Origin of the sequence: Flavobacterium alvei (genome assembly GCF_002920895.1) — a bacterium.
GTDB classification, from domain to species: domain Bacteria; phylum Bacteroidota; class Bacteroidia; order Flavobacteriales; family Flavobacteriaceae; genus Flavobacterium; species Flavobacterium alvei.
In genome coordinates this window covers 182,156-206,128 of the sequence record NZ_PQVG01000002.1, presented here as the reverse complement: position 1 = coordinate 206,128, position 23,973 = coordinate 182,156, and the positions used below count along the sequence as shown (strand labels likewise).

23 protein-coding genes are annotated in these 23,973 nt (G+C 34.4%); 10 read left to right on the top strand and 13 right to left on the bottom strand.

The genetic code is table 11. The features are described 5' to 3' along the window. Positions 1–241: 241 nt before the first annotated feature. A complete protein-coding gene (locus tag C3L50_RS03945; RefSeq protein ID WP_103804844.1) occupies positions 242–811 on the bottom strand; it encodes a pentapeptide repeat-containing protein in 570 nt (189 codons plus the stop codon). 220 nt (positions 812–1,031) lie between these two features. Here C3L50_RS03945 and C3L50_RS03940 point away from each other — a divergent pair, with 220 nt between their 5' ends. The 3 genes from C3L50_RS03940 to C3L50_RS03930 are packed head-to-tail and all read left to right on the top strand — an operon-like array spanning position 1,032 to position 4,524. After that, positions 1,032–3,365 carry an ATP-dependent helicase gene (locus tag C3L50_RS03940; protein ID WP_103804843.1) on the top strand — a complete coding sequence of 778 codons (2,334 nt, stop codon included), beginning with the start codon at positions 1,032–1,034 and terminating at the stop codon, positions 3,363–3,365. Between the two features lie 19 nt (positions 3,366–3,384). Beyond that, the gene (locus tag C3L50_RS03935) at positions 3,385–3,864 is read left to right on the top strand and encodes a hypothetical protein (RefSeq protein ID WP_103804842.1); all 480 of its coding nucleotides are present in this window, start codon (positions 3,385–3,387) and stop codon (positions 3,862–3,864) included. A 39-nt stretch (positions 3,865–3,903) separates the two neighbouring features. Continuing rightward, positions 3,904–4,524, top strand: a complete 621-nt coding sequence (locus C3L50_RS03930) for an L-threonylcarbamoyladenylate synthase (protein ID WP_103804841.1) — start codon at positions 3,904–3,906, stop codon at positions 4,522–4,524. Positions 4,525–4,623: 99 nt separating this feature from the next. Here C3L50_RS03930 and C3L50_RS03925 read toward each other — a convergent pair whose 3' ends face one another. From C3L50_RS03925 to C3L50_RS03915, 3 genes are all read right to left on the bottom strand, one after another. Continuing rightward, positions 4,624–5,454: an OmpA/MotB family protein gene (locus C3L50_RS03925; RefSeq protein ID WP_103804840.1), complete on the bottom strand. Its 831-nt coding sequence runs from the start codon at positions 5,452–5,454 to the stop codon at positions 4,624–4,626. Between the two features lie 80 nt (positions 5,455–5,534). Then, positions 5,535–6,521, bottom strand: coding sequence for a glycosyltransferase family 2 protein (locus tag C3L50_RS03920; RefSeq protein ID WP_103804839.1), 987 nt, complete (start codon positions 6,519–6,521; stop codon positions 5,535–5,537). A 73-nt stretch (positions 6,522–6,594) separates the two neighbouring features. Next, positions 6,595–7,044, bottom strand: a complete 450-nt coding sequence (locus tag C3L50_RS03915) for a type I restriction enzyme HsdR N-terminal domain-containing protein (RefSeq protein WP_103804838.1) — start codon at positions 7,042–7,044, stop codon at positions 6,595–6,597. A 48-nt stretch (positions 7,045–7,092) separates the two neighbouring features. On the opposite strand from C3L50_RS03915, the gene holA reads away from it, so the two are divergent. The 3 genes from holA to ettA all read left to right on the top strand — a co-directional run bounded on the left by holA (position 7,093) and on the right by ettA (position 10,097). Then, entirely contained in the window at positions 7,093–8,097 is a 1,005-nt protein-coding gene (gene holA, locus C3L50_RS03910; protein ID WP_103804837.1) for a DNA polymerase III subunit delta, read from the top strand. Between the two features lie 48 nt (positions 8,098–8,145). Then, a complete protein-coding gene (locus C3L50_RS03905; RefSeq protein ID WP_103804836.1) occupies positions 8,146–8,328 on the top strand; it encodes a CAL67264 family membrane protein in 183 nt (60 codons plus the stop codon). 74 nt (positions 8,329–8,402) lie between these two features. Further along, positions 8,403–10,097 (top strand): energy-dependent translational throttle protein EttA, encoded by a 1,695-nt coding sequence (ettA, locus tag C3L50_RS03900; RefSeq protein ID WP_103804835.1) that lies wholly within the window; start codon positions 8,403–8,405, stop codon positions 10,095–10,097. A 280-nt stretch (positions 10,098–10,377) separates the two neighbouring features. Here the strand turns inward: ettA and C3L50_RS03890 are convergent, their stop codons facing one another. Both C3L50_RS03890 and C3L50_RS03885 read right to left on the bottom strand, forming a co-directional pair. Further along, positions 10,378–10,791 (bottom strand): thiol-disulfide oxidoreductase DCC family protein, encoded by a 414-nt coding sequence (locus tag C3L50_RS03890; protein ID WP_103804833.1) that lies wholly within the window; start codon positions 10,789–10,791, stop codon positions 10,378–10,380. Between the two features lie 173 nt (positions 10,792–10,964). Next, entirely contained in the window at positions 10,965–13,130 is a 2,166-nt protein-coding gene (locus C3L50_RS03885) for an endonuclease MutS2 (protein WP_103804832.1), read from the bottom strand. A 171-nt stretch (positions 13,131–13,301) separates the two neighbouring features. On the opposite strand from C3L50_RS03885, the gene ung reads away from it, so the two are divergent. Together ung and C3L50_RS03875 are read left to right on the top strand one after the other, a co-directional pair. Beyond that, a complete protein-coding gene (gene ung, locus C3L50_RS03880) occupies positions 13,302–13,973 on the top strand; it encodes a uracil-DNA glycosylase (protein WP_103804831.1) in 672 nt (223 codons plus the stop codon). Positions 13,974–13,983: 10 nt separating this feature from the next. Continuing rightward, positions 13,984–15,123 carry a serine hydrolase gene (locus tag C3L50_RS03875; RefSeq protein ID WP_103805118.1) on the top strand — a complete coding sequence of 380 codons (1,140 nt, stop codon included), beginning with the start codon at positions 13,984–13,986 and terminating at the stop codon, positions 15,121–15,123. Between the two features lie 21 nt (positions 15,124–15,144). Here C3L50_RS03875 and C3L50_RS03870 read toward each other — a convergent pair whose 3' ends face one another. The 4 genes from C3L50_RS03870 to C3L50_RS03855 form a co-directional block, all read right to left on the bottom strand. Continuing rightward, on the bottom strand, positions 15,145–15,675 hold the full coding sequence (locus tag C3L50_RS03870; protein ID WP_103804830.1) for a GNAT family N-acetyltransferase: 531 nt from the start codon (positions 15,673–15,675) through the stop codon (positions 15,145–15,147). A 271-nt stretch (positions 15,676–15,946) separates the two neighbouring features. Then, on the bottom strand, positions 15,947–16,813 hold the full coding sequence (locus C3L50_RS03865; protein WP_103804829.1) for a nucleoside phosphorylase: 867 nt from the start codon (positions 16,811–16,813) through the stop codon (positions 15,947–15,949). Between the two features lie 85 nt (positions 16,814–16,898). Continuing rightward, complete coding sequence (locus C3L50_RS03860; protein ID WP_103804828.1) at positions 16,899–17,228, bottom strand: translation initiation factor; 330 nt, start codon at positions 17,226–17,228, stop codon at positions 16,899–16,901. 166 nt (positions 17,229–17,394) lie between these two features. Further along, a complete protein-coding gene (locus C3L50_RS03855; protein WP_103804827.1) occupies positions 17,395–18,345 on the bottom strand; it encodes an isopenicillin N synthase family dioxygenase in 951 nt (316 codons plus the stop codon). Positions 18,346–18,525: 180 nt separating this feature from the next. On the opposite strand from C3L50_RS03855, the gene C3L50_RS03850 reads away from it, so the two are divergent. Beyond that, the gene (locus tag C3L50_RS03850) at positions 18,526–20,298 is read left to right on the top strand and encodes a MutS-related protein (RefSeq protein WP_103804826.1); all 1,773 of its coding nucleotides are present in this window, start codon (positions 18,526–18,528) and stop codon (positions 20,296–20,298) included. Positions 20,299–20,713: 415 nt separating this feature from the next. Continuing rightward, positions 20,714–21,019 (top strand): hypothetical protein, encoded by a 306-nt coding sequence (locus tag C3L50_RS03845; RefSeq protein WP_103804825.1) that lies wholly within the window; start codon positions 20,714–20,716, stop codon positions 21,017–21,019. Positions 21,020–21,087: 68 nt separating this feature from the next. Here the strand turns inward: C3L50_RS03845 and C3L50_RS03840 are convergent, their stop codons facing one another. The 3 genes from C3L50_RS03840 to C3L50_RS03830 all read right to left on the bottom strand — a co-directional run bounded on the left by C3L50_RS03840 (position 21,088) and on the right by C3L50_RS03830 (position 23,960). Beyond that, complete coding sequence (locus tag C3L50_RS03840; RefSeq protein WP_103804824.1) at positions 21,088–21,582, bottom strand: YybH family protein; 495 nt, start codon at positions 21,580–21,582, stop codon at positions 21,088–21,090. Positions 21,583–21,870: 288 nt separating this feature from the next. After that, the gene (gene lpdA / locus C3L50_RS03835) at positions 21,871–23,259 is read right to left on the bottom strand and encodes a dihydrolipoyl dehydrogenase (protein WP_103804823.1); all 1,389 of its coding nucleotides are present in this window, start codon (positions 23,257–23,259) and stop codon (positions 21,871–21,873) included. A gap of 155 nt (positions 23,260–23,414) precedes the next feature. Then, on the bottom strand, positions 23,415–23,960 hold the full coding sequence (locus tag C3L50_RS03830; protein ID WP_103804822.1) for an adaptor complexes medium subunit family protein: 546 nt from the start codon (positions 23,958–23,960) through the stop codon (positions 23,415–23,417). Positions 23,961–23,973 lie beyond the last annotated feature (13 nt).

Below are 23,973 nucleotides of genomic sequence, written 5' to 3'. Positions count from 1 at the left end.
ATTAGAGTATCAAATTTCAAAAAAAAAAATTATTTCGAATATGATTTATATCATATTTTATATAGTATAAAAAAGCTATTTTTTGGAAGAAAATATTTATTTGTGAAGCACCGATTTTGAGATGGTATTGGTTTCGTATTTTAATCTATTAAAAGTACTAAATTCTCTGATTCGTACTTTAAAAATATAGATAAATTTGAAGATGATGGTTTAAAGGAAATGGTATAAAGAATCGAGGAATTTAAGTCACAATAATATCGTGCTTGTATAGTAGTCCTTTTACTTCGTTCAATGAAAAAACGGCTTTTTTTATTTTTGTTTTCGATGGGTCGATAGTATAATTATAACTCGTTTTGAAATTGACTTTATTGGCATTAGCTTTCATAAATTCTGAACGATAGAGGTCACAATTATCAAAAACGACTTCGGTCAAATCGGCACTCATAAAATCTACGGCAATAATACTACAATCGACAAAAGTAGTTCCTTTAATTTTTAGTGTATAAAATTTAGAAAAATCCAGTACACATTCCTTGAAATGGACTTCAAAAATGAGTTTGTCACACATTGCAAAATTGACGTCTTCCATTTTGCATCTGTTGAACAAAACGGTTCTAAGGGCAACATGATTGATTTTGGCTCCACTAAAAAGGCAATCGTTAAAAGTGCAATCAATAAAAACAACTCCAATAAAATTACAGTTCGAGAAATCACAGTGGTTAAAAGTGCAGCATTCAAATTCCTTTAAATTGACTTCTTGTTCATCATAAACGAGATGGTTGTATTCGATGTCAAGAAAATAATTGCTCATAAATGAATTCTGAAATAGTTTGAGTATTGTCGCAGGCGGCAAATCTATACAAAAAATATAGAATTTTGTTACTGTTTTTAATCATTTGTAACTTTAGCATTTTGGGATTATTTTGTTCAAATTCTAAAATTTGTTGGTTAAAAAAAACAGTTTTTCATTCGATTATTAATCAAATTTCTAAGACTTAAATCCTTATTTTTGCATTCAACAGAAAAATTTTATGCAGAAATACATCGACCAACTTAATGAAGCCCAACGCGAACCCGTACTACAAAAAGACGGGCCAATGATTATTATTGCTGGTGCAGGCTCTGGAAAAACTCGTGTACTAACCATTCGAATTGCTTATTTGATGAGTCAAGGAATCGATGCTTTTAGTATTTTGTCGTTGACGTTTACCAACAAAGCGGCACGTGAAATGAAAAAGCGTATTTCCGATATTGTAGGTTCCAATGAGGCCAAGAATCTTTGGATGGGAACTTTTCACTCTGTTTTTGCTCGAATTCTACGTTCTGAAGCCGATAAATTAGGTTATCCTTCTAACTTTACCATTTATGATTCTCAGGATTCTGTTAGAGCGATTTCGGGCATTATCAAGGAAATGCAATTGGATCGCGATGTTTATAAACCCAAACAGGTTTTAGGTAGAATTTCCTCTTATAAAAATAGCTTGATTACCGTAAAAGCTTATTTCAACAATCCCGAATTGCAAGAGCAAGATGCTATGAGCAAAAAACCTCGTTTGGGCGAAATTTATCAAAATTATGTCGATCGTTGTTTCAAAGCGGGTGCAATGGATTTTGATGATTTATTGTTGAAAACCAATGAATTGTTGACTCGTTTTCCAGAAGTTTTGGCCAAATACCAAAACCGTTTTCGTTATATTTTGGTCGATGAGTACCAAGATACTAATCATTCGCAGTATTTGATTGTGAGAGCTTTGTCGGATAAATTTCAAAATATTTGTGTGGTAGGGGATGATGCCCAAAGTATTTATGCTTTTCGTGGCGCCAATATCAACAACATCCTGAATTTCCAAAAAGATTATGATGGCGTGAAAACTTTTCGATTGGAACAAAATTATCGCTCGACCAAAAATATTGTGGAAGCCGCCAACACGATTATCGACAAGAACAAAACCAAGCTGGATAAAGTGGTTTGGACGGCCAATGATTTTGGACCTAAAATAAAAGTCCATCGCAGTTTGACCGATGCCGAAGAAGGACGTTTCGTTGCCAGCACGATTTTCGAGCAAAAGATGCAACATCAAATGATGAATGGGCAATTTGCTATTTTGTATCGTACCAATGCGCAATCCCGTGCGATGGAGGATGCGCTCAGAAAAAGAGATATTCCGTACCGAATTTATGGTGGTTTGTCGTTTTACCAAAGAAAAGAAATCAAGGATGTTTTGTGTTATTTGCGATTGGTTTTGAATCCAAAAGACGAGGAAGCCTTGGTTCGGGTAATCAATTATCCGCACAGAGGAATAGGGGATACCACAGTCGAAAAATTGACCGTAGCCGCCAATCACTACAAACGTTCCATATTTGAAGTGATGAAAAACATTGATAAAATCGACTTGAAATTGAACTCGGGAACCAAGCAAAAACTGCAAGATTTTGTGATGATGATCGAGAGTTTCCAGGTCATTAACGAAAATCAGGATGCTTTTTATATCACCGACCACGTGGCTAAAAAAACGGGATTGGTTCAAGAATTAAAGAAAGATGCCACGCCGGAAGGAATGGCAAAAATCCAGAATATCGAAGAATTACTCAACGGTATCAAGGATTTTACAGAGGGTCAAAGAGAAATTGACGGAGCTCGTGGCGCTTTGTCCGAATTTATGGAAGACGTGGCTCTAGCAACTGATTTGGACAAAGACACCAGCGATGAAGACCGCGTGGCGTTGATGACTATTCACTTGGCCAAAGGATTAGAATTTCCACACGTTTTTGTGGTGGGAATGGAGGAAGATTTGTTTCCAAGTGCGATGAGTATGAGTACAAGAAGCGAACTCGAAGAAGAACGCCGTTTGTTTTATGTGGCCTTGACCAGAGCAGAACATCAAGCGTATTTAACGTATTCGCAATCGCGCTATCGTTGGGGAAAACTGACCGATAGCGAACCATCCCGTTTTATTGAAGAAATAGATGGTCAATATTTGGAATACCTGACTCCAGTTGAAAATAATTACCGCTACAAACCAATGATTGACAGCGATATTTTTGGCGATGTGGATAAATCGAAATTGCGTTTAGCAAAACCCGTCGCGGGAACGCCGCCAAGTTATGTTACTAATAACGAACCTAAACCAGACCTCAATATTCGGAAACTGAAACCCGTTTCAAGCAACCCGTCTTCGGGAGCTGCCAATTTGTTTGACAATAAATTGGTTGCTGGAAATATCGTGATGCACGAACGTTTTGGCAAAGGCGAAGTATTAAATTTGGAAGGCGTTGGAGCAGACAAAAAAGCCGAAATCAAGTTTGAAGTGGGCGGCATCAAGAAATTGTTGTTGCGTTTTGCTAAATTGGATGTGATAGGGTAAAATAGAACAAAGAAAATAGATGCAAGATAAAAGACTTTTAAAACAAATTAATTTTATTGAAATATACCAGATTATTGGAGGTGTAATAGGTTTGTTGATTACATCTTATTTGTTTTTTACCACTAATTTATCTGAAAGTCAAAATTGGATGGGTTATGTTTCAATACTGACTCCATTTTTATTTTTTGGGTTTTGCATCTATTCCGGGATTTTATTGAATAAAAAAAATTACGATTTAGGATTTAAATTTGTCTTTATTTCTTTGATAATGCAGTTAGTTGCTTTTGATGTTTTTGGGTTATTTTATTCCGCAATTAATGGGTTAGGAATTAAATTAACCCTAGATTTGACTAAGGACGTTCTTGTTGGATTTGATTTTCATCCATCTCATTTTTTATTAATGTTCAATTCTGATGATGTTTTTATTGTAAAAATTAATTTAGTATCCATTGCAATGATGTTTTACGTTTCAAAAGTTTTTCAAAAAATAAAATACTAGTCTATTCTCTATTTTCTATACTCTTTATTCTAAAATAAAATGGCACAATTCATAAAAATATACGAAGACAAACCCAGCGAAGCGGCAATTGCCAGAGTCGTGAAGGTTTTGCAAGACGGAGGTTTGGTGATTTATCCAACAGATACCGTTTATGGTTTGGGATGCGATATTACCAACAGTAAGGCTTTGGAACGCATTGCAAGAATTAAGGGGGTTAAATTAGAAAAAGCTAATTTCTCTTTTATTTGTTCCGATTTGAGCAATCTTTCGGATTATGTGAAGCAAATTGATACCGCAACTTTTAAGATTTTAAAAAGAGCTTTGCCTGGACCTTACACCTTTATTTTACCGGGAAATAACAATTTACCCAAAGAATTCAAGAAGAAAAACACGGTCGGAATTCGTATTCCCGATAATTCTATTGCTTTGGAAATCGTTAGACAATTAGGAAATCCAATAGTTTCTACTTCCATTCGGGATGAGGATGAAGTGATTGAATATACCACCGATCCAGAACTTATTTTCGAGAAATGGCAAAATCTTGTCGATATGGTTATTGATGGTGGTTATGGCGATAATGTGGCTTCAACTATTGTCGATTTATCTGGATATGAACCTGTTGTAGTACGTGAAGGAAAAGGAGATATTGATATTTTTTAGTACTAAGAGCAATATACAAAAAAACGTCCCGATTTCTCGAGACGTTTTTTATATGCTAAACAAACTGAATACTGCTCACAGGATACTGAACACTAATTACTATTGTTGTTTTTTCATTTCTTTCTCAACCATTTCATAAAATTGGTCAATTTTAGGCAAAACATAAATACGAGTTCTTCTGTTTTTTGCTCTGTTTTCGGGAGTATCATTAGCAACTAAGGGTACAAATGAACTTCTACCTGCTGCGATCAATTGAGCTGGATTCACACCCAATTGCTCAGACAATACGCGGATGATAGAGGTTGAACGCTTAACACTCAAATCCCAGTTGTCAACAAGATCACCTTTTCCGTTATAAGGAATATTGTCGGTATGACCTTCTACCATACATTCAAAATCAGGTTTGTCATTTACCACTTTAGCAACTTTTTCTAAAACTCCTTTTGCTTTGTCAGTTACGTTATAGCTACCGCTTTTGAACAACATTTTATCAGAAATAGAAATGAAAACCACTCCTTTATCTACGTTAATTTCGATATCCTCGTCATTCAATCCTACAACTGATTTCAAACTAGTAACAACGGCAAGTGTAACACTGTCTTTTTTAGTTAAAGCATCTTGCATTCTGCTAATTTTTAAATCTTTTTCTTTGATTGATTCCAATGCTTTTTCAATGTTTTCAGCACCTTTTGTTGTCAAAACAGTCATGTCTTTAGACTGAGAAATTAAATGTGTGTTTTGCTCTCTTAATCCATCAACACTGGCTTTAAGACCTGCTTTCTCTTCTAAACAAGAGTTCAGTTTTACAGTGCAAGTATTTAATAAGTCTTGTGTTTCTTTGTTTTTAGCTTCTAAAGCAGCATATTGTTTCTTAGAAACGCAAGAAGTTAAAAGCATCATTACCGATAAGGTTAAAACAATTTTTTTCATAAATGATAAAATTTTAATTAAACATTAATTACAAAGTTAGTTTTTTGAATTTAGAATTCGGGTATAAATCTTTGTTAAAATCATTTTTCAAAAATGGTGCCAGCTTTAACGTAATATTGAAATACAATACTCTCTGTTTTATAGTATTTTGCAGATTGGAATGCATCTCTTTTTTTATAATGTTCAGTAACAAGTGAATAAAAGGAGAAATGAGCTTTCAGAATTGCTAATAAATGTTTAAATTTTCCTTGAAATAAAAATTGTATTCCTGCAATTCCATCCAAAACCAGACGGCAGAAAATTACGGGAATTAATTTTTTATTGGGAAGGTTTTTCAGCAACATCAACAAAGAATTCCTGAAATTCAGGAACGTTTTCTTTGGATTTCCTTGTTGTAAAGTCGCTCCGCCTACGTGATACACCACCGATTGTGAGTTGAATTTAATAACATGTCCTTTATTGAAGGCGCGCCAACACAAATCAATTTCTTCCTGATGCGCAAAAAAATCGGCATCGAAACCTTGTAATTCCTTGTAAACCGAACTTCTTATAAAAAAACAAGCTCCCGAAGCCCAAAATATTTCCCGATTATCATCATATTGTCCGTTGTCTTTTTCCAAAGTTTCGAAAACACGGCCACGGCAGTAAGGATAGCCATATTTATCTAAAAATCCTCCTGCTGCACCTGCATATTCAAAGTATTCCTTGCGTTTAAAATCCAAAAGTTTGGGTTGGATTATGGCTGTTTTGGGTTCGTTTTCGAAAGTGTCGATGATGGGTTTCAACCAGTTTTCGGTCACTTCAATATCCGAATTGACCAAGGCATAAATCTCGGCATCAATATGTTTTAAAGCTTCGTTATAGCCTTGGGCAAAACCAAAATTACTTTCGTTTACCACTATTTTCACCGTTGGAAAATTCGCTTTTACAAACGCAATAGAATCATCGGTCGAAGCATTGTCGGCGACATAAATATCGGCTTCGGGAGAAAATTCGACAACGGAAGGTAAAAATTGTTCCAATAATTTGGTTCCATTCCAATTGAGGATTACTACGGCTATTTTCATTTATACTTTTTAGATTTACTCTATTTTCTTAATTCTATTTTCTTTTCGTCTATCATCTTTCATCTTTCATCTTTCATCTCTTCTCATAATCCGGCAATTCCCTCAAAAACTCATATTTCTCGTTCTCAAAATCCATTTGGCAAAAGTAATGATTCAAACCATTCGTTACCATCAAATATTGGGCTTTCAAAGTCAGGTTGTAGCGGGCAATTTGGTCAAAAGTGGCCTGTGCGGTTTTAATTTCGGGAGCTTTACATTCTACCAAAACAAAGATGGAACCGTCAGGATTGAAAACCACAATATCGTATCTTTTTCGCAATCCGTTGACGTTCAATACTTTTTCTACATTGATCAAGGATTTGGGGTATTTTTTTTCTTCCAATAAAAATCGAACCACATGTTGACGAACCCATTCTTCGGGAGTGAGAATGATGAATTTTTTCCTGATTTCGTCGAAAATAGACACTTTATTTTCGCTATTTTTGAAGCGAAAAGAATAAGAAGGAAAATTGAGTTGTTGCATAAAACAAAAGTAAGACTTTTAGATAATAGATAAAAGAGAATAGACAAAATGGACGAAGTTTTAAAAATAGTCAACGATATCAAGGCGGGCAACATTAAACCTATTTATTTTTTGATGGGTGAGGAGCCTTATTATATTGACAAATTATCCGATTATATTGAGGACAAAGTATTGTCGGAAGACGAAAAAGGCTTCAACCAAACCGTTTTGTACGGTCGTGATGTGACGATAGAAGATATTGTTTCGACAGCCAAGCGCTATCCAATGATGGCAGAACGACAAGTGGTAATTGTAAAAGAAGCCCAAGATTTGTCAAGAACTATTGATAAAATTGAAAGTTATGCCGAAAATCCAATGAATTCAACGGTTTTGGTTATTTGTTACAAATACAAAACCTTAGATAAACGGAAAAAAGTAACCAAATTATTGGCAAAAAACGGCATCGTTTACGAAAGCAAAAAATTATATGAAAACCAAGTGGGCGATTGGATTAAACGGGTTTTGGCTGGCAAAAAATATTCCATCGAACCCAAAGCCAATGCGATGTTGGTGGAGTTTTTGGGAACCGATTTGAGTAAAATCAATAATGAATTAGAAAAACTGCAAATTATTTTGCCGAAAGGCAGCACGATAACGCCACATCATATTGAGGAAAACATCGGTTTTAGCAAAGACTTTAATGTATTCGAATTGCGAAAAGCCATTGGTGACCGAAACCAATTACGCGCTTACACCATTGCCGATAATTTTGCACAAAACCCAAAAGACAATCCAATTGTAATGACTACGAGTTTGGTTTTTGGTTTCTTTGTACAATTATTAAAATACCACGGATTGAAAGACAAAAATCCCAATAACGTGGCGAAAGTATTGGGTGTTAATCCATTTTTTCTAAAAGATTATGACATTGCACTCAAAAATTATCCGATGCGAAAAGTGAGTCAGATTGTTACCTCTTTGAGAGATGTTGACGTAAAAAGCAAGGGAGTGGGGGCGAATGCTTTGCCACAATCGGATTTGCTGAGAGAAATGCTTTTTAAAATATTTAATTAGCATTTAAATTTTACGATATTTGCACTTCTAAAATAAAAAACAAAAATTATGGGGATGAATAAAAACACTATTTTAGGATGGGCTACCTTAATAATGATTTTAATGGGATTGTTATTGATTGGATTAGGAGCGTTTAGATATGATGATGTAGCTGGATGGGGATTTGCAGCTGTTGGCGTAGGATTTTTGGCCAATGCATGGGTATTTAGTTCGCTGAAAGGAAGGGTTTAAAAATAGTAATTAGTAAATAGTGATAAGTTGTATTTAGAACAACTTTAAACAAATAAAACTTTAAACAAAAAATAATGGCAGACGATAAAAAAGTAATTTTCTCAATGCAAAAATTGAGTAAAACATATCAGGGAGCAGACAAACCTGTTCTTAAAAATATCTATTTGAGTTTCTTTTACGGAGCAAAAATTGGAATTTTGGGACTAAATGGTTCTGGAAAATCATCTCTTTTAAAAATTATTGCAGGAGTTGATAAAAATTACCAAGGCGATGTGGTTTTTCAACCAGGTTATACTGTGGGGTATCTGGAACAAGATCCACAATTAGACGATACCAAAACGGTTCTTGAAATTGTTCAAGAAGGAGTTGCTGAAACAATGGCGGTTTTAGATGAATACAATAAAATAAACGATTTGTTTGGTTTGGAAGAAAACTATTCAGATCCCGATAAAATGGATAAGTTAATGGATCGCCAAGCCGCATTGCAAGACAAAATTGATGCTCTTGGTGCTTGGGAAATCGATACCAAATTAGAAATTGCAATGGATGCTTTGCGTACTCCAGATGGTGATACTCCAATTAAAAATTTATCTGGAGGAGAAAGACGTCGTGTAGCTTTATGTCGATTGTTGTTGCAACAGCCAGATGTTTTACTTTTAGATGAGCCAACGAATCACTTGGATGCAGAAAGCGTGCTTTGGTTAGAACAACATTTGGCACAATATTCTGGAACTGTAATTGCAGTAACTCACGATAGGTACTTCTTGGATAATGTTGCCGGTTGGATTTTGGAATTGGATAGAGGAGAAGGTATTCCTTGGAAAGGAAATTATTCGTCTTGGCTAGATCAAAAATCAAACCGTATGGCTCAGGAAGAAAAAGTAGCTTCTAAACGTAGAAAAACCTTGGAGCGTGAGTTAGAATGGGTTCGTCAAGGAGCGAAAGGGCGTCAAACTAAGCAAAAAGCGCGTTTACAAAATTACGATAAATTGTTGAATGAAGACCAAAAACAATTGGACGAAAACTTGGAAATCTACATTCCAAACGGGCCAAGATTGGGAACTAATGTTATTGAGGCTAAAGGTGTAGCCAAAGCTTTTGGAGACAAATTATTGTATGATAACTTAAATTTCACTTTGCCACAGGCTGGAATTGTTGGAATTATTGGACCAAACGGAGCTGGTAAATCTACCATTTTCAAAATGATTATGGGTGAGGAAAAACCAGATGGAGGTGAATTTTTAATTGGTGATACTGTGAAAATTGCTTACGTAGATCAAGCGCATTCTAATATTGATCCAAACAAATCCATTTGGGAAAACTTTGCTGACGGACAGGAATTGGTGATGATGGGCGGAAAACAAGTAAATTCTCGCGCTTATTTGTCAAGGTTTAACTTCGGTGGCGGAGAACAAAACAAGAAAGTATCGATGCTTTCGGGTGGAGAAAGAAACCGTTTGCACTTAGCAATGACATTAAAAGAAGAAGGAAACGTTCTTTTATTAGATGAGCCAACAAATGATTTGGACGTGAACACCCTTCGAGCATTAGAAGAAGGTTTAGAAAATTTTGCTGGATGTGCTGTAGTGATTTCGCACGACAGATGGTTCTTGGATAGAATTTGTACTCATATTCTAGCCTTCGAAGGTAATTCAGAAGTATATTATTTTGAAGGTGGTTTTTCTGATTATGAAGAAAACAAAAAGAAACGTTTAGGTGGTGATTTAACTCCAAAACGTTTGAAATACAGAAAATTAATTCGAAGTTAAGAACTGGTTTTTTTGAAAATAAAAAGAGGATAACTAATTAGTTATCCTCTTTTTTTAATAATCCTATAATCTTATTTTTTTTTCTTATCGGAATTCATCATAAAGAAAACAGCTGCAATTAAACCAATTATTACTAAACCAAAAACAAAAATCATTATAAATGACCCATTTCCCCATGAATATAGTGGTATATTTCCCATAATTATTTATTATTAAGATTGGTCAAATTTACAGGTATTGTCAATCATTTAATATGATAAATATCATAGTTGGCCATTTTTTATAAAAATTTTGATTTTAGTTCCGGAGTTGGCATCATACAACTTTCTTTTTTGCCGTACCATTTATATCTATTCTTGGCAACGTAATCATAAAGCTGATTGGCAATTGGGGTTGGAATAATTCTGAAAATAGTTCCAAAATGCCAAAATCCACCCAAATTTCGGGCAATTTCAATAGCAGCTTGTGATTTATAATAATAAGCAATTCCTGGTTCATACAGGATAATGCTGTCGATGTTTTTTGGATTAATTCCAATATGATTCAAAATATCTTGACCCAATTCCGATTGCAAAGCCACGAATCGAAACACGTCTTTCTTGTCGTGCCGAATCACGAATTGCACCGCCGAATTGCACAAATTGCAAACGCCGTCAAAGAGAATTATTTTTTTGTTTTTGGGTAAGTTTTGCATTCTGTTTGTTAATTATGTTATTGCTAGGAGCCTAGTAAAATAAAAAATTAGCTCACAGATTTTACGGATTGGACTGATTTACACAGGTTTTTATATAAAAATAGATTTATAAAATCCGTATTTTATCCGTCGCATCTGTGTCATCCGTGTTCCATTTTTTAACTCAATGACTCTTATTTTTTCACCGCTTCCACCAATTCCAATTCCTCCAAACTCACTTTCGAAGTGAATAAGCCATAATTAACCACAGCTTTGTTTTTCTCGATTTTGTCAATGCTTCCCACCGCTTTTCCGTCCATCATTCTCACTCGGTCGCCTACTTTTAGGATGGGTTTTGGTTTTTCGATAACAGGTTTGAGTTTCTTTTCCTTTTTCTCGATTCTAATTTCTTCGACCTTGATTTCGACTTCCTTGATGATTTCTTTTTTCTTTTCGATAATGGCTTTGGCCACTTTTGGCGTCGTTTTTTTGCGTTTCGAATTTTCGATTTCGACCAATTTTATAAATTCGCCAATCAAGTCTTTCTTGTTTTTGTTGTTGAAATATTTCTCGGCAATATCTTCTATTTTCTGGCCGATGTAAATGGTTTTTTGGTTGCTGTCATACAATTCCTGATAGCTTTCCAGTTTTTGCTTTATTTTCAGGTTGATGTTTTCCATTTTCTTGCCTTCCTCACGAGCTCGAGTTTCTTCTTCTTTCAAATTGATGGAAGTTTTTTCCAATTTGGAACGTTCTTTTTGGAGCGTGGCAATGGTTTTGTCAAATCGCACTTTTCCCACTTCGATTTTCTTTTTCGCCCGATTGATTAATCCATACGGAATTCCGTTTTTCAAGGCGACTTCAAAGGTGAAAGAACTTCCAGCTTGTCCCAAAACCAATTTATACATTGGTTCTAACGTTTTTTCGTCGAATAACATATTGGCATTGGTGGCAAAAGGCAATTCGTTCGCCAGAATTTTTAGGTTCGAATAATGCGTGGTAATAATTCCAAAAGCTTCCCGATGGTAGAATTCTTCCAAGAAAATTTCAGCCAAAGCACCACCTAATTCTGGATCAGAACCCGTTCCGAATTCATCAATCAAGAACATTGTTTTCTTGTTGCATTTCTTCAAGAAGTAGTTCATATTCTTCAATCGGTAACTGTAGGTACTCAAATGATTTTCAATAGATTGATTGTCGCCAATATCGGTTAGGATTCTATCGAATAAAAAGGTTTCGCTGCGTTCGTGCACGGGAATCAACATCCCAGATTGCAACATCAATTGCAATAATCCAACAGTTTTTAGAGATATGGTTTTTCCCCCAGCATTAGGTCCAGAAATTACGATGATGCGGTTTTCTTGACTCAATTCGATGGTTTGCGGATGCGTGATTTCGTTTTTCTGTTTGTTGTTCAAATACAAAATAGGATGGAAAGCATCCCTAAAAAACAATCGTCTATCTTCGGTAATTGTTGGCAAAATTCCATTGATTCGATTGGCATATTTTGCTTTGGCAGCCACCACGTCAATATCACTCAAGAAATCTTGGTATTGGATTAGCAAAGGCAAAAACGGACGAATCTGATTCGATAATTGCTTCAGAATTCGAGTGATTTCTTCTTTCTCTTCGTATTCTAAATTGCTCAATTCTCGGGAATATCTCAGGGTGGCTTCCGGTTCGATATAAGCGATACTTCCTGTTTTTGAACTACCCAAAATAGAGCCTTTTACTTTTCGGCGATACATTGCCAAAACGGCTAAAACCCTACGATTTTGAACAAAACTTTCCTTGATATCGTCCAAATAACCCAAAGAATTGTATTGTGTCAAAGCCACTCCAAAACTCTGATTGACTTTGCCGCGAACGAGATTCATACTTTTGCGAATTTCTGATAATTGCGGAGAAGCATTGTCTCGAATCTCTCCATATTTATCGACCACAACATCAATCAAACTGCTAATTTCCTTGGTGATTTGAATTTCGGAGGCTTTTCTATTTAAATAAGGATAATAATCATCGAATTTTTTTAGGAAATTCAACAAGAAATTCGTGGTATCCGAAATGGTGGCAATTTTTCGGAATCCACCTACTTCCAGAAAGCTGTCTTCAATGGCCAAAAACTTGATTTCATACGTAATTGCATCAAATCCGTGATTGGGAATCGCATTGTTGTTTTGGAAAGACGAAACATATTCCGAGGTTTGCATCAAGGCATTTATCAAGGTTTCCTTGTCCCGGAAAGGAGTGATTTCGAGTGCTTTTTGCTTGCCAATATCAGTATTACAAATCTCCGAAATGGTTTCGAGAACGGTTGGAAATTGTAAATCTTGAAGCGTTTTTTGGGTAATGGATATCATTTAATTCTTGAATTCTTTTAGTTACAAAAATAGGATTATTTCAAAGAGAAACATAATGTTTATTTCACAGAGATTCACAAAGGCAAAAACTCAAAGTCACACAAAACTTTCAAATTTTTTTTGTGTATCTCTGTGTGTTCTTCGTGTATCTTTGTGAAATAACTTTTGAATATGCAACCCAACCTCAATCCTTCTTGGCAGACTATTTTATCGGACGAAATCCAGAAATCTTATTTCCAGGATTTGATGAATTCGGTTGATGAAGAATACCAAAACTACACTTGTTTTCCTCCAAAAGAACTGCTATTTGCCGCTTTTGATTATTGTTCGTTCCAAGATTTGAAAGTCGTCATTATTGGTCAAGATCCGTATCACGGAGTTAATGAGGCGAATGGTTTGTGTTTTTCGGTGAATGATGGAATCAAAATCCCGCCATCTTTACGCAATATTTTCAGGGAAATGAACGATGATTTGGGTACTATTTTCTTTCCTAATTCAGGAAATTTAGAACCTTGGGCAAAACAAGGAATTTTACTTTTGAACGCAGCTCTTTCAGTTCGAATGGATGCTCCCAACAGTCACAAACATTTGAAATGGAGTGCTTTTACAGATGCTATAATCCAGAAAATTTCAGACGAAAAAGAGAATGTTGTTTTTTTACTTTGGGGTGCTTTTGCCCAAAAAAAGGGAGCTAAAATTGACCGAGCCAAACACCTCGTTTTGGAATCTGGACATCCTTCATTTGCAAGTGTTCACAAAAAATGGTTTGGCAACAAGCATTTTAGCCTAACAAATTTATATTTGGAAGAAAAAGGAATAGTACCTATTGAATGGAATTTTTAACCAATTAAAGATGAAAAGTATTCGAGTTTTTATCCTAATTGCATTAGTTTTTTTGGAGTTCGGATGTTCTACAACAAAGAAAAACATCCTGCAAGAAACTTTGGCTTCGGATAATCTGAAGATTAAAAACGTGATGTCAAATCCTGAAGCTTTCGAACTTCAAATTATTTATACTCAGATTATTCGAGATAAAAAAAATAAAGTGAGTTTCAAAGATTTCACTTATCGTCTGAATGCTAAGAATTACTTTTATCCAGCGAGTACCATCAAATTTCCAATTGCGATTTTGGCTTTAGAAAAGTTGAATACGATTGAAAATACTTCAAAAGACTCGCAATATACGATTGAAGGAAATCCCGAAAAACTTCAGTTTTCGAAAGAAATTTCGAAAGTTTTTGCCGTTAGTGACAACGAAGCCAGTACTAATTTATTGGAGTTTTTAGGTTTCGATTCTGTGAACGAAAGTATGAAAGCCAAGGGATTGCAACCGTTTAGACTTTCCCACCGCGTTTCGGGTTCTGATCCAAGGAGTTTGGCAACAAAACCAATACTACTTTATAAAAATGATGGATCAAAGCTCCAAATTCCAGCTGTTTCAAGCCAACCTTCCATTCCTTTGAATTTAAAAAACATCAAAAAAGGAATTGGTTATATTAAAAACGATTCGTTGGTGAATGGTTCTTTTGATTTTTCGAGTAAGAATTATTATCCTTTGGAAACACTTCACAATACAATGAAAAGAATTGTATTTCCTGAAACTTTCAAAGAATCGGAACGGTTTAAATTGACTGAAAAGGATAGACAATTTATTCTGTTTTCGATGCAAAATCTCCCTAAAAATGCAGGCTATAATTCAACCGAATATTACGATGGGTATTGTAAATTTTTTATGTTTGGTGATACCAAAGATACTATTCCAACCAATATAAAAATTTATAATAAAGTAGGCGATGCTTACGGAACAATGATCGATTGTGCCTATATTGTGGATGCCGAAAACAAAGTTGAATTTATGGTTTCGGCAACGCTTTTAGTCAACAAAGACGGTGTTTTCAATGATGATAAATATGAGTATGACACCATTGGTTTGCCTTTTTTAGGAGAATTGGGAAGACAACTTTATGCGAAAAATTTGAAGTTAAAAAAATGAAAATTGGAGTAAGAATGGTTTTTAGAAACTATTGTTATTCTCTAATTGATACCAATTCCAAGAAATACCATCTTCTAGATATTGTTCGGTCATTTGCATTCCAATTTTTTGAAGAATTCTATTGGATGCTCCATTTTCAGTATGTGCAGCAGCTTCTATAGTTTTGATATTCATAGTTTCGAAAGCATATTTCAACCAAGCAAATGTTGCTTCGCTTGCATACCCTTTCCCCCAAAATTTTTCGTCCAATCGATAGCCAATATCATAGAAATTAGTTTTATTATTTACTATTTCGGTATTGAATTTTAATCCTGCCCAACCTATAAACTCATTGGTTTCTTTCAAAATCATTGCAAATCTTCCAATGCCATTTTCTGTATATTGTTTCCTGACGAACTCAATAATTTCAATCGTTTCTTCCATTTTCTGAACAGGCTTATTCCATAAATATTGATGAACATTTGGATTACTATCCATAGCAAAAAAAGCTTCAGCATCTGAAAGTAGAAATTCACGAAGAATGAGTCTGTCGGTTTCGAGGATTAATTTCATTTGTTTTCAAAATTATCAAGCAATATTATTATTAATACAATAACAATTATTCCTAAAAAAAAGTTTTTGTTTTGTACTGAAAAAACCTTTTTTATCTTTTTTAGTACTCTCGTTGTCTATATAATAATCTATATTTCTGGGAAATTTTTCTGTAAAACATTCATTATAGATTTGAAAAATAAACCAGCGTGTAATCCCTCCAATTCCTAAAAAAAATGCTGTATTATTCCAACAAATAAATGAACTATTATACTAATCATATTTAATATTTTTACTCCGCTAATTTTCCCAAAGCATAAGTTATCAATTCATCAACAGCTTTGTAGGGGTCATCGCTGAAAGTTCCGTTGGCACGATTGGCAATGATGGCGTTTAAAGACAAACAATTGTGGCCGAGTAATTTTCCAAGTCCATAAATGGCGCTGGTTTCCATTTCGAGATTGGTCATTCGAGTGCCGTTATAATTGAAATTGTCCATTTTGGAATTTAGATTTTCGTCTTGAATATTCAAACGCAAAATTCTTCCTTGTGGGCCATAAAATCCGCCAGCAGTTCCTGTAATTCCTTTGAAAATTCGGCTGCTTTCCATTCGTTTTTCTAGTTTTTCGGAACAAGCGATGATGTAGGGACGTCCTTTTCTTAAATCCCAGTTAGTGTGTGCAATGAAAGCGTCTTCCATTTCTGGATTCGAAATAGCGTCAATTAGGTAGGAGCGGAGCATATTGTCTAATCCCAATCCGAATTTCCCCATCACAAAACTATCCACGGGAATATCGGCTTGCAATGAGCCAGAAGTTCCAATTCGGATAATATTTAATGAAGTTAGATTTTCTTTTGGCGTTCTGGTTTTCAAATCGATGTTGACCAAAGCATCCAATTCGTTCATCACGATGTCGATATTGTCGGGACCAATTCCGGTGGACATTACAGTAATTCGTTTGCCTTTGAAAAGTCCGGTTTGGGTTTTGAATTCTCTTTTTTGGGTCGAAAATTCGATGCTGTCAAAGAATTGCGTGATTTTTTCGACACGGTTTTGGTCACCCACAAAAATAATGTCGTGGGCAATATTTTCCGGCAACAGGTTCAAATGATAGACGCTTCCGTCTGGATTGAGTATTAGTTCTGAGGATTGTATCATTGGTAGGTAGTTTAAAATATTTAAGGTTTAAAAGTTTAATGTTGTTTAACTGAACACTAAAAGCCGAATACTGAACACTCTATTTCTATCCTCCAACGCGTTTTACTTTGAATCCTTTTTCTTTGAGTATTTGCATAATTTTATCGCGATAATCACCTTGAATGATGATGGAATCGTCTTTGAAAGTACCGCCAACGCTCAATTTGGTTTTGATTTCTTTAGCCAGAATTTTAAAATCTTCGTCCGTTCCTTCGTATCCTTCGATGATAGTGGTGGCTTTGCCTTTTCGCTTTTCGAATTTGCAAATCATAGGTTCTTTTTGAATGAAAAGCGTGTGCTCTTCTTCCTGAATTTCTTCGGGTTCCGATTCGATGTGATCTGGAAATAAGTTTTTTAATTGTTCTTGTAAGTCCATTTTTTTATTTTTAATGTAAAACTCAACATAGTTTTGGTACGCAGATGGCACGGATTTACTTCGTAAAGACACGGATAAAAACTGATTTTCAAATAGAAATCAAATAAAAATCCGCTTATATCTGTGTTTTCGCTTTAGCGAATCCGCGTCATCTGCGTTACAATCTTTATTTTTTGATTAATCCCAAATCTACCAATCTTTCGTAAAGATATTCACCAGCAGTTATATCTTCGAATTTTTTTGGATTTTCGGCATCGATGCAATTTTCTAAACAATCTAATTTCATATCGCTCACGGGATGCATAAAAAACGGAATGGAATAACGGGACGTTCCCCACAATTCCCTCGGCGGATTGACCACTTGATGAATCGTAGATTTCAATTTGTTGTTGGTGTGGCGAGATAGCATATCACCTACATTAATTACCAATTCATCAGGTTCTGCAATGGCGTCAATCCAATCGCCATCGTGATTTTGCACTTGCAAACCTCGACCTTGTGCACCCATCAAAAGGGTTATCAGGTTGATGTCGCCGTGGGCTGCTGCACGAATTGCATTTTCAGGTTCCGTAGTAATGGGAGGATAATGAATGGGACGTAAAATAGAATTCCCTTCTTTGGCATATTCATCAAAATAAAATTCGCCCAAACCAAGGTGTAATGCCAATGCTCTCAATACATAAACGCCTGTTTTCTCCAACATTTGGTAGGCTTCTTTACCAACGATGTTAAAACGTGGCAGTTCTTTTACCTCCACATTGTCAGGATATTCCGAAGCGTATTTAGAATCTTTTTCTACATATTGTCCAAAGTGCCAAAACTCTTTCAAATCACCTTCTTTTCGGCCTTTGGCGTGTTCTTTACCAAAAGAAACATAGCCTCTTTGACCGCCAATACCGGGGATTTCATAACCGTGTTTGGTTTCTAATGGCAAGGCAAAAAAGTTTCTGATTTCGCCATACAACTCTTCGACCAATTGGTCGTTTAAAAAATGGCCTTTTAAGGCTACAAAGCCAATTTCTTCAAAGGCACTTCCGATTTCATTTACAAATTTTTGTTTACGTTTCGGGTCATCCGAAAGGAAATCACGCAAGTCAACACTGGGAATGTTTTGCATAGTTTTATTTTTTTAAACACGAAAAGCATTGGCCTTTCCATACAAATGTAGAAAATAATTTTAATAAAAACATTCGTTTTATATGATGATTAGGCATAAGTTTAAAAACGATTATTTGAAAATATGTAACTGATTTAAGCAGAATGAGACCTATATTTGTATTCCATTGAAATCAAGAAAATGAATCTCTATCAAAATAAAATTACCCATTATTCTCAAGCTCTCGAAAAAATTAATACCAAATACAATACCATTAGCATTTTACGGATTTTAAGTGTTTTTGCTAGTTTGTTTTTCTTGTTTAATTATATCAAAAATAGCGAGATTTTCTATGCTATTGCTGCGTTTTTATCTTTTGTTTGCTTTGTTTTTTTGATGCGAATTCATAGCCGTTTGTCTTTTCAAAAACAATTGACTTCGACTCTTTTAACCATCAATAAAAATGAAATTTTGTATCTGAAAAGAGAAAAAATCCCATTTGAAAACGGAATAGAATTCAATGATTTTCATCATCCATATGCTTATGATTTGGATATTTTTGGGGAACATTCCTTGTTTCAAAACTTGAATAGGACGGCTACTTTTATTGGTAAAAAAACATTGGCCAATCAATTATTGATTTTGAATAGTAATGAAGCTATTCTCGAAAATCAGGAAGCCATAAACGAACTCAAAACCAAATTGGATTGGCGTCAGGAATTTTTTGCTTTGGCAACAATAAGCAATGATTCAAAAAATGTTTATGAATCTTTATTGCATTGGAATTCGTTTAAAAACAATAGCTTGTCTAAGTTTATACTAGTACTTTCGTTTGCGTTGCCCACTTTGTTTTTAGGACTTTCAGTAGGTTATTACCTGACATCGAAAACCATTTTGCTGTCTTTTCTTGCTTATGTCTTTATTGCTAATTTAATGGTTGTTGGAAAGCTACTTAAACGAATTCAATCTGAAATTGCAAAAGCAGATAGGGTGGATAAAGTCATTAAACAGTATAGTTTATTGCTAAAGAAAATTGAAGGCGAAACGTTTCAGTCAAAAAAACTGAACGATCTAAGAAGGCAGTTAATAAGCAATCATACTACAGCAAGTACACATTTAAAAAAGTTGTCAGAGCTGTTTTCGAGTATGGACACTATCGCAAATATTGTTGTAGCTACCTTGTTTAATGGAACTTTTTTGTATCACTTACATGTTTTGAAATCAATTTTGAATTGGAAAATCAATTATTCAACTCAATTGGAACAATGGGTTATTGTAATTGGTGAATTCGAGATGCTCAATAGTTTGGCGAATTTGGCGCACAACAATCCCGATTTTGTTTTTCCTGAAATCAATTCAGAGTATAAAATAGGGTTTAAAGATTTGGGACATCCACTGTTGAATCCAGCAACTAGAGTAGGCAATGATACGTATTTTTATCCTCAATCGTTTGTGATTTTGACGGGTTCGAATATGTCTGGTAAAAGTACTTTTTTGAGGAGTTTGGGCATCAATATGGTTTTGAGCGGAATGGGTTCGGTAGTTTGTGCTTCGAAAGCTACGGTTCATCCTTTGCCAGTGTTAGTTTCAATGCGATTATCCGATTCATTGTCCGACAGCGAATCCTACTTTTTTGCGGAAATTAAACGCTTAAAACAAATTATGAACGTCTTGGAAGAAAAACCGGCTTTTGTCCTGTTGGATGAAATTTTGCGTGGCACCAATTCCGACGACAAGCGCAACGGAACGATTGAAGTGGTCAAAAAGATAATTGCCCAAAAAGCCATTGGAGCCATTGCCACCCACGATATTGAAGTGTGTTTGACCACCAATTCTTATCCCGAAATTTTGACCAATCAATGCTTTGAAGTCGAAATTAGAGACAATGAATTGTTTTTTGACTATAAACTAAGAAACGGTATTTGTAAAAATAAAAGTGCTACTTTTTTGATGCAAAAAATGGGGGTGATTTAATGTTTTGGTTAAAAATAGAATCGAAAATCAATGTTAAAACATAAAATTTTCATGAGTTATTAAATTTTATTTGGCATTCAAAAAAAATAGCGATTTAACGGTATAAATCCACAATAGTCCTAAAAATTGAAATGATAAATTGCGTTTTTTGAAATCAATTAATTTAAAAATAATTATAAAGTATTTTTAGTAGAATTAGTAGTCTAGATTATTTATAAAGTTCGAAATTATTTGTGAAAGTTTTATTCTTTTATGTGAGTTTTGAAATGATTTATTTAGTAGTTTTGTTTCAAATGAATTATTTAAGGAGCTCTTTTTTTTTGATTTTCTTATATTTTTTTTTGAGTAGTTTGAGTAGCATTCAACCAATAAAATTTTGGTTTTTTAATTTAATAACATTAAAATTTATTTAATTATGATAGTACAGTATCAAGGGAAGGAAAAAGAAATTCCAACAAAATTTTCGATAAGAATTATCGGGAACAATCTTTCGAAAAGTAGTTCAAATTATCAATTAGAATTATTGGTAGGTGACAAGCAAATACCAACTTTTACAACATTAATTCATCAGAGTTTGTATAATTGTCTAAAAGAAATTTACTTGTTTAGAAAATACAATCAAATGGTATTTGATGATGCTTCAGAAAAAATAATTTCTGAATATGTTCCTTATGATTTGGTTTTATACAGCCATGAGAAGAAAGTTTTGTTTATGGCTTAATCATTTCGTATTTCAAAAAAAATCCGTTTTGTAACCAAACAAAACGGATTTTTTTATGTCAAATTTTCTTATTTTTTAGGAATTGGCATGTCAGAATTATAGCAATCACGGTAGAGACGCCATTTTCCATCTTCCATTTTAAAAAGTTCAATTGATTTTCCAGAGTCAAGAATTTTTCCATTTTTATCTGAAAAAGTCCATTCTTCTTCGGCAGCCATTAGGTCTTCATTGCCCCAAACTTCAATTGTTTTCATGGTGAAAGTAGGCGTTCCTGATTTAATCCAACTACTGAATACCTTTTGAATGGCTGGTCTTCCAATTATTGATTTTTCGTTTGGCCCCATCATTTTGGCATCGGTGGTATAACAATTTGCAAGCCCAATAGAATCTCCTTTGTTAAAAGCAATAACAAAGTTTTCGCCTGCAGATTCAATCGCTGATTTTGCTGCTTCCAAATCAAAGGTGGTTTTTGCAGTTTCAATAGATTCTGCTGCTTTTTTACAACTGAAACTAATTAAAATCAGTGCAGCTAAAATGATTTTGATAAAATTCATTTTTTTCATAATAAAGTTTTTTGGGTTAATAAATTATTTTAATAGTTTGAGAATTTGATGACTCTCAAATAATGATTTATTTTTTTTATGAAACTAAAAATGCAATACGAAATCAATTAATAGGAATACAATCAAAAGAGTGGGGGGATTTGATAACTTATTGGTATATATTGTTTTAATTAAGTGATTAGGGTCTATCAAATTTACTGAATTATATTTAATAACAAGAAAATTTGCCGTAAAAAAAATCCGCTTTGCTTTAACAAAACGGATTTCAATATTTTAAGTAATCTGATATTACAAGTGAATTACTTCTCCATAAGCAGCAGCAACGGCTTCCATAACTGCTTCACTCATTGTTGGGTGAGGGTGAATCGATTTTAAGATTTCGTGACCTGTAGTTTCTAGTTTACGAGCTACAACTGCTTCTGCAATCATATCCGTAACACCAGCACCAATCATATGGCAACCTAACCATTCTCCGTATTTAGCATCGAAAATTACTTTTACAAATCCGTCGGCAGCACCGGCAGCTTTAGCTTTTCCAGAGGCTGAGAATGGGAATTTTCCAATTTTCAATTCATATCCTTTTTCTTTTGCTGCTTTTTCAGTCAAACCAACAGAAGCAATTTCTGGTGTAGCATAAGTACAACCCGGAACGTTTCCGTAATCGATTGGATCCACATGAAGACCAGCAATTTTCTCCACACAGTTAATTCCTTCAGCAGAAGCAACGTGTGCCAAAGCTTGACCTGGAGTTACGTCACCAATGGCATAATAACCCGGAATATTGGTTTGGTTGTAGGCGTTTACCAAGATTTTATCTCTATCAACAGCTATTCCTACTTCTTCCAATCCAATGTTTTCGATATTGGTTTTGATTCCAACAGCAGATAATAAAATATCAGCTTCTAAAATTTCTTCACCTTTAGCGGTTTTAACGAATGCTTTCACACCTGCTCCAGAAGTGTCAATTTTTTCTACAGAGGAATTTGTCATTACATTGATTCCTGCTTTTTTCAAGGATTTTTCAAATTCTTTTGAAATATCTTCGTCTTCAACCGGAACTACATTAGGCATAAACTCCACAATAGTAACATCTGTTCCCATTGAGTTGTAAAAATGTGCAAATTCTACTCCAATGGCTCCCGAACCTACAACAATCATCTTTTTAGGTTGTGTAGGTAAACTCATTGCTTGACGGTATCCAATTACTTTTACACCATCTTGTGGTAAGTTAGGTAACTCACGAGAACGTGCTCCAGTTGCAATAATAATATGGTCTGCAGAATATTCTGTTACTTTTCCAGCTGCATCGGTAACGTCAATTTTTTTACCTGGTTTTACTTTTCCAAAACCATTAATAACGTCAATTTTATTTTTTTTCATCAAGAAAGTAACGCCTTTGCTCATTCCAGCAGCCACATTACGGCTACGTTGAATTACAGCAGGGAAATCTTTATCGAATGATGAAACAGTCAATCCATAATCCGAAGCGTGTTTTAAGTAATCAAAAACCTGAGCCGATTTCAACAATGCTTTTGTAGGGATACAACCCCAGTTCAAACAAATTCCACCCAAATTTTCTTTTTCGATTACGGCAACTTTAAAGCCTAATTGAGAAGCTCTAATGGCAGTTACATATCCGCCTGGCCCACTTCCTAAAACTATAACATCGTATTTCATTTTTTTTCTTATTATTTAAATTATGGTAAAAATGCAGTCGCAAAAGCTCGTGCCATTTTTGATCAGCTATCAAAATTAATTTCAGTTGGCAAAATTAAGGATTTATTTTAAAAAAAACTTCCACTCTTGCATAAGTTTGTTAATTATTTAGAAACTTACGGTTTCATTTTTAAATAGGATTCCATATAATTGCTGGTTGTAAAATATTCATCTCTTAACATTTTCAAATGTTTTATTATTTCTTCACGTTGCGGATAATTTGGATTAAGGCAATCTTTTATTTCGGGGTCTGTTACAGTGAGAACTAGATACCAAGAACCAGTTCTAGAGGTGTAAAGATCTTCTAGTATTGGATCTTTTCCTTTGCTGTTTCTATCTGCATCAATTGCTATTGGAACCAAATTTAAAGTCTTTGTGGTTCTTTCTCGCTCAAAAAAAGATAAATAATAGGTATTGTTATTAATGATAATTGGAACATTTGATTCAACATTAATATGCTTTAAATTATATTTAGTATTGATAAAATTGTAAAACTCATTGGCCTTTTTGGTGTCTTCAAAAATAAATCCGTAAAAATTTGGAAGGTCTTTTTTAAATTTTTTTGCGTTTGTTATTTTTTCACCTTCTATGCTTGGGGCAATTTTCAATGGAATACAAGAATAAGTTATTATAATGATTAGGTAACTGATGAATTTTTTCATGAATTTGTAAAGT

What these genes read in the sequence shown, in the direction of transcription:
- C3L50_RS03945 (WP_103804844.1), bottom strand. Translation starts at nt 811, where the DNA reads ATGAGCAATTATTTTCTTGACATCGAATACAACCATCTCGTTTATGAT.
- C3L50_RS03940 (WP_103804843.1), top strand. Translation starts at nt 1,032, where the DNA reads ATGCAGAAATACATCGACCAACTTAATGAAGCCCAACGCGAACCCGTA.
- C3L50_RS03935 (WP_103804842.1), top strand. Translation starts at nt 3,385, where the DNA reads ATGCAAGATAAAAGACTTTTAAAACAAATTAATTTTATTGAAATATAC.
- C3L50_RS03930 (WP_103804841.1), top strand. Translation starts at nt 3,904, where the DNA reads ATGGCACAATTCATAAAAATATACGAAGACAAACCCAGCGAAGCGGCA.
- C3L50_RS03925 (WP_103804840.1), bottom strand. Translation starts at nt 5,454, where the DNA reads ATGAAAAAAATTGTTTTAACCTTATCGGTAATGATGCTTTTAACTTCT.
- C3L50_RS03920 (WP_103804839.1), bottom strand. Translation starts at nt 6,521, where the DNA reads ATGAAAATAGCCGTAGTAATCCTCAATTGGAATGGAACCAAATTATTG.
- C3L50_RS03915 (WP_103804838.1), bottom strand. Translation starts at nt 7,044, where the DNA reads ATGCAACAACTCAATTTTCCTTCTTATTCTTTTCGCTTCAAAAATAGC.
- holA (WP_103804837.1), top strand. Translation starts at nt 7,093, where the DNA reads ATGGACGAAGTTTTAAAAATAGTCAACGATATCAAGGCGGGCAACATT.
- C3L50_RS03905 (WP_103804836.1), top strand. Translation starts at nt 8,146, where the DNA reads ATGGGGATGAATAAAAACACTATTTTAGGATGGGCTACCTTAATAATG.
- ettA (WP_103804835.1), top strand. Translation starts at nt 8,403, where the DNA reads ATGGCAGACGATAAAAAAGTAATTTTCTCAATGCAAAAATTGAGTAAA.
- C3L50_RS03890 (WP_103804833.1), bottom strand. Translation starts at nt 10,791, where the DNA reads ATGCAAAACTTACCCAAAAACAAAAAAATAATTCTCTTTGACGGCGTT.
- C3L50_RS03885 (WP_103804832.1), bottom strand. Translation starts at nt 13,130, where the DNA reads ATGATATCCATTACCCAAAAAACGCTTCAAGATTTACAATTTCCAACC.
- ung (WP_103804831.1), top strand. Translation starts at nt 13,302, where the DNA reads ATGCAACCCAACCTCAATCCTTCTTGGCAGACTATTTTATCGGACGAA.
- C3L50_RS03875 (WP_103805118.1), top strand. Translation starts at nt 13,984, where the DNA reads ATGAAAAGTATTCGAGTTTTTATCCTAATTGCATTAGTTTTTTTGGAG.
- C3L50_RS03870 (WP_103804830.1), bottom strand. Translation starts at nt 15,675, where the DNA reads ATGAAATTAATCCTCGAAACCGACAGACTCATTCTTCGTGAATTTCTA.
- C3L50_RS03865 (WP_103804829.1), bottom strand. Translation starts at nt 16,813, where the DNA reads ATGATACAATCCTCAGAACTAATACTCAATCCAGACGGAAGCGTCTAT.
- C3L50_RS03860 (WP_103804828.1), bottom strand. Translation starts at nt 17,228, where the DNA reads ATGGACTTACAAGAACAATTAAAAAACTTATTTCCAGATCACATCGAA.
- C3L50_RS03855 (WP_103804827.1), bottom strand. Translation starts at nt 18,345, where the DNA reads ATGCAAAACATTCCCAGTGTTGACTTGCGTGATTTCCTTTCGGATGAC.
- C3L50_RS03850 (WP_103804826.1), top strand. Translation starts at nt 18,526, where the DNA reads ATGAATCTCTATCAAAATAAAATTACCCATTATTCTCAAGCTCTCGAA.
- C3L50_RS03845 (WP_103804825.1), top strand. Translation starts at nt 20,714, where the DNA reads ATGATAGTACAGTATCAAGGGAAGGAAAAAGAAATTCCAACAAAATTT.
- C3L50_RS03840 (WP_103804824.1), bottom strand. Translation starts at nt 21,582, where the DNA reads ATGAAAAAAATGAATTTTATCAAAATCATTTTAGCTGCACTGATTTTA.
- lpdA (WP_103804823.1), bottom strand. Translation starts at nt 23,259, where the DNA reads ATGAAATACGATGTTATAGTTTTAGGAAGTGGGCCAGGCGGATATGTA.
- C3L50_RS03830 (WP_103804822.1), bottom strand. Translation starts at nt 23,960, where the DNA reads ATGAAAAAATTCATCAGTTACCTAATCATTATAATAACTTATTCTTGT.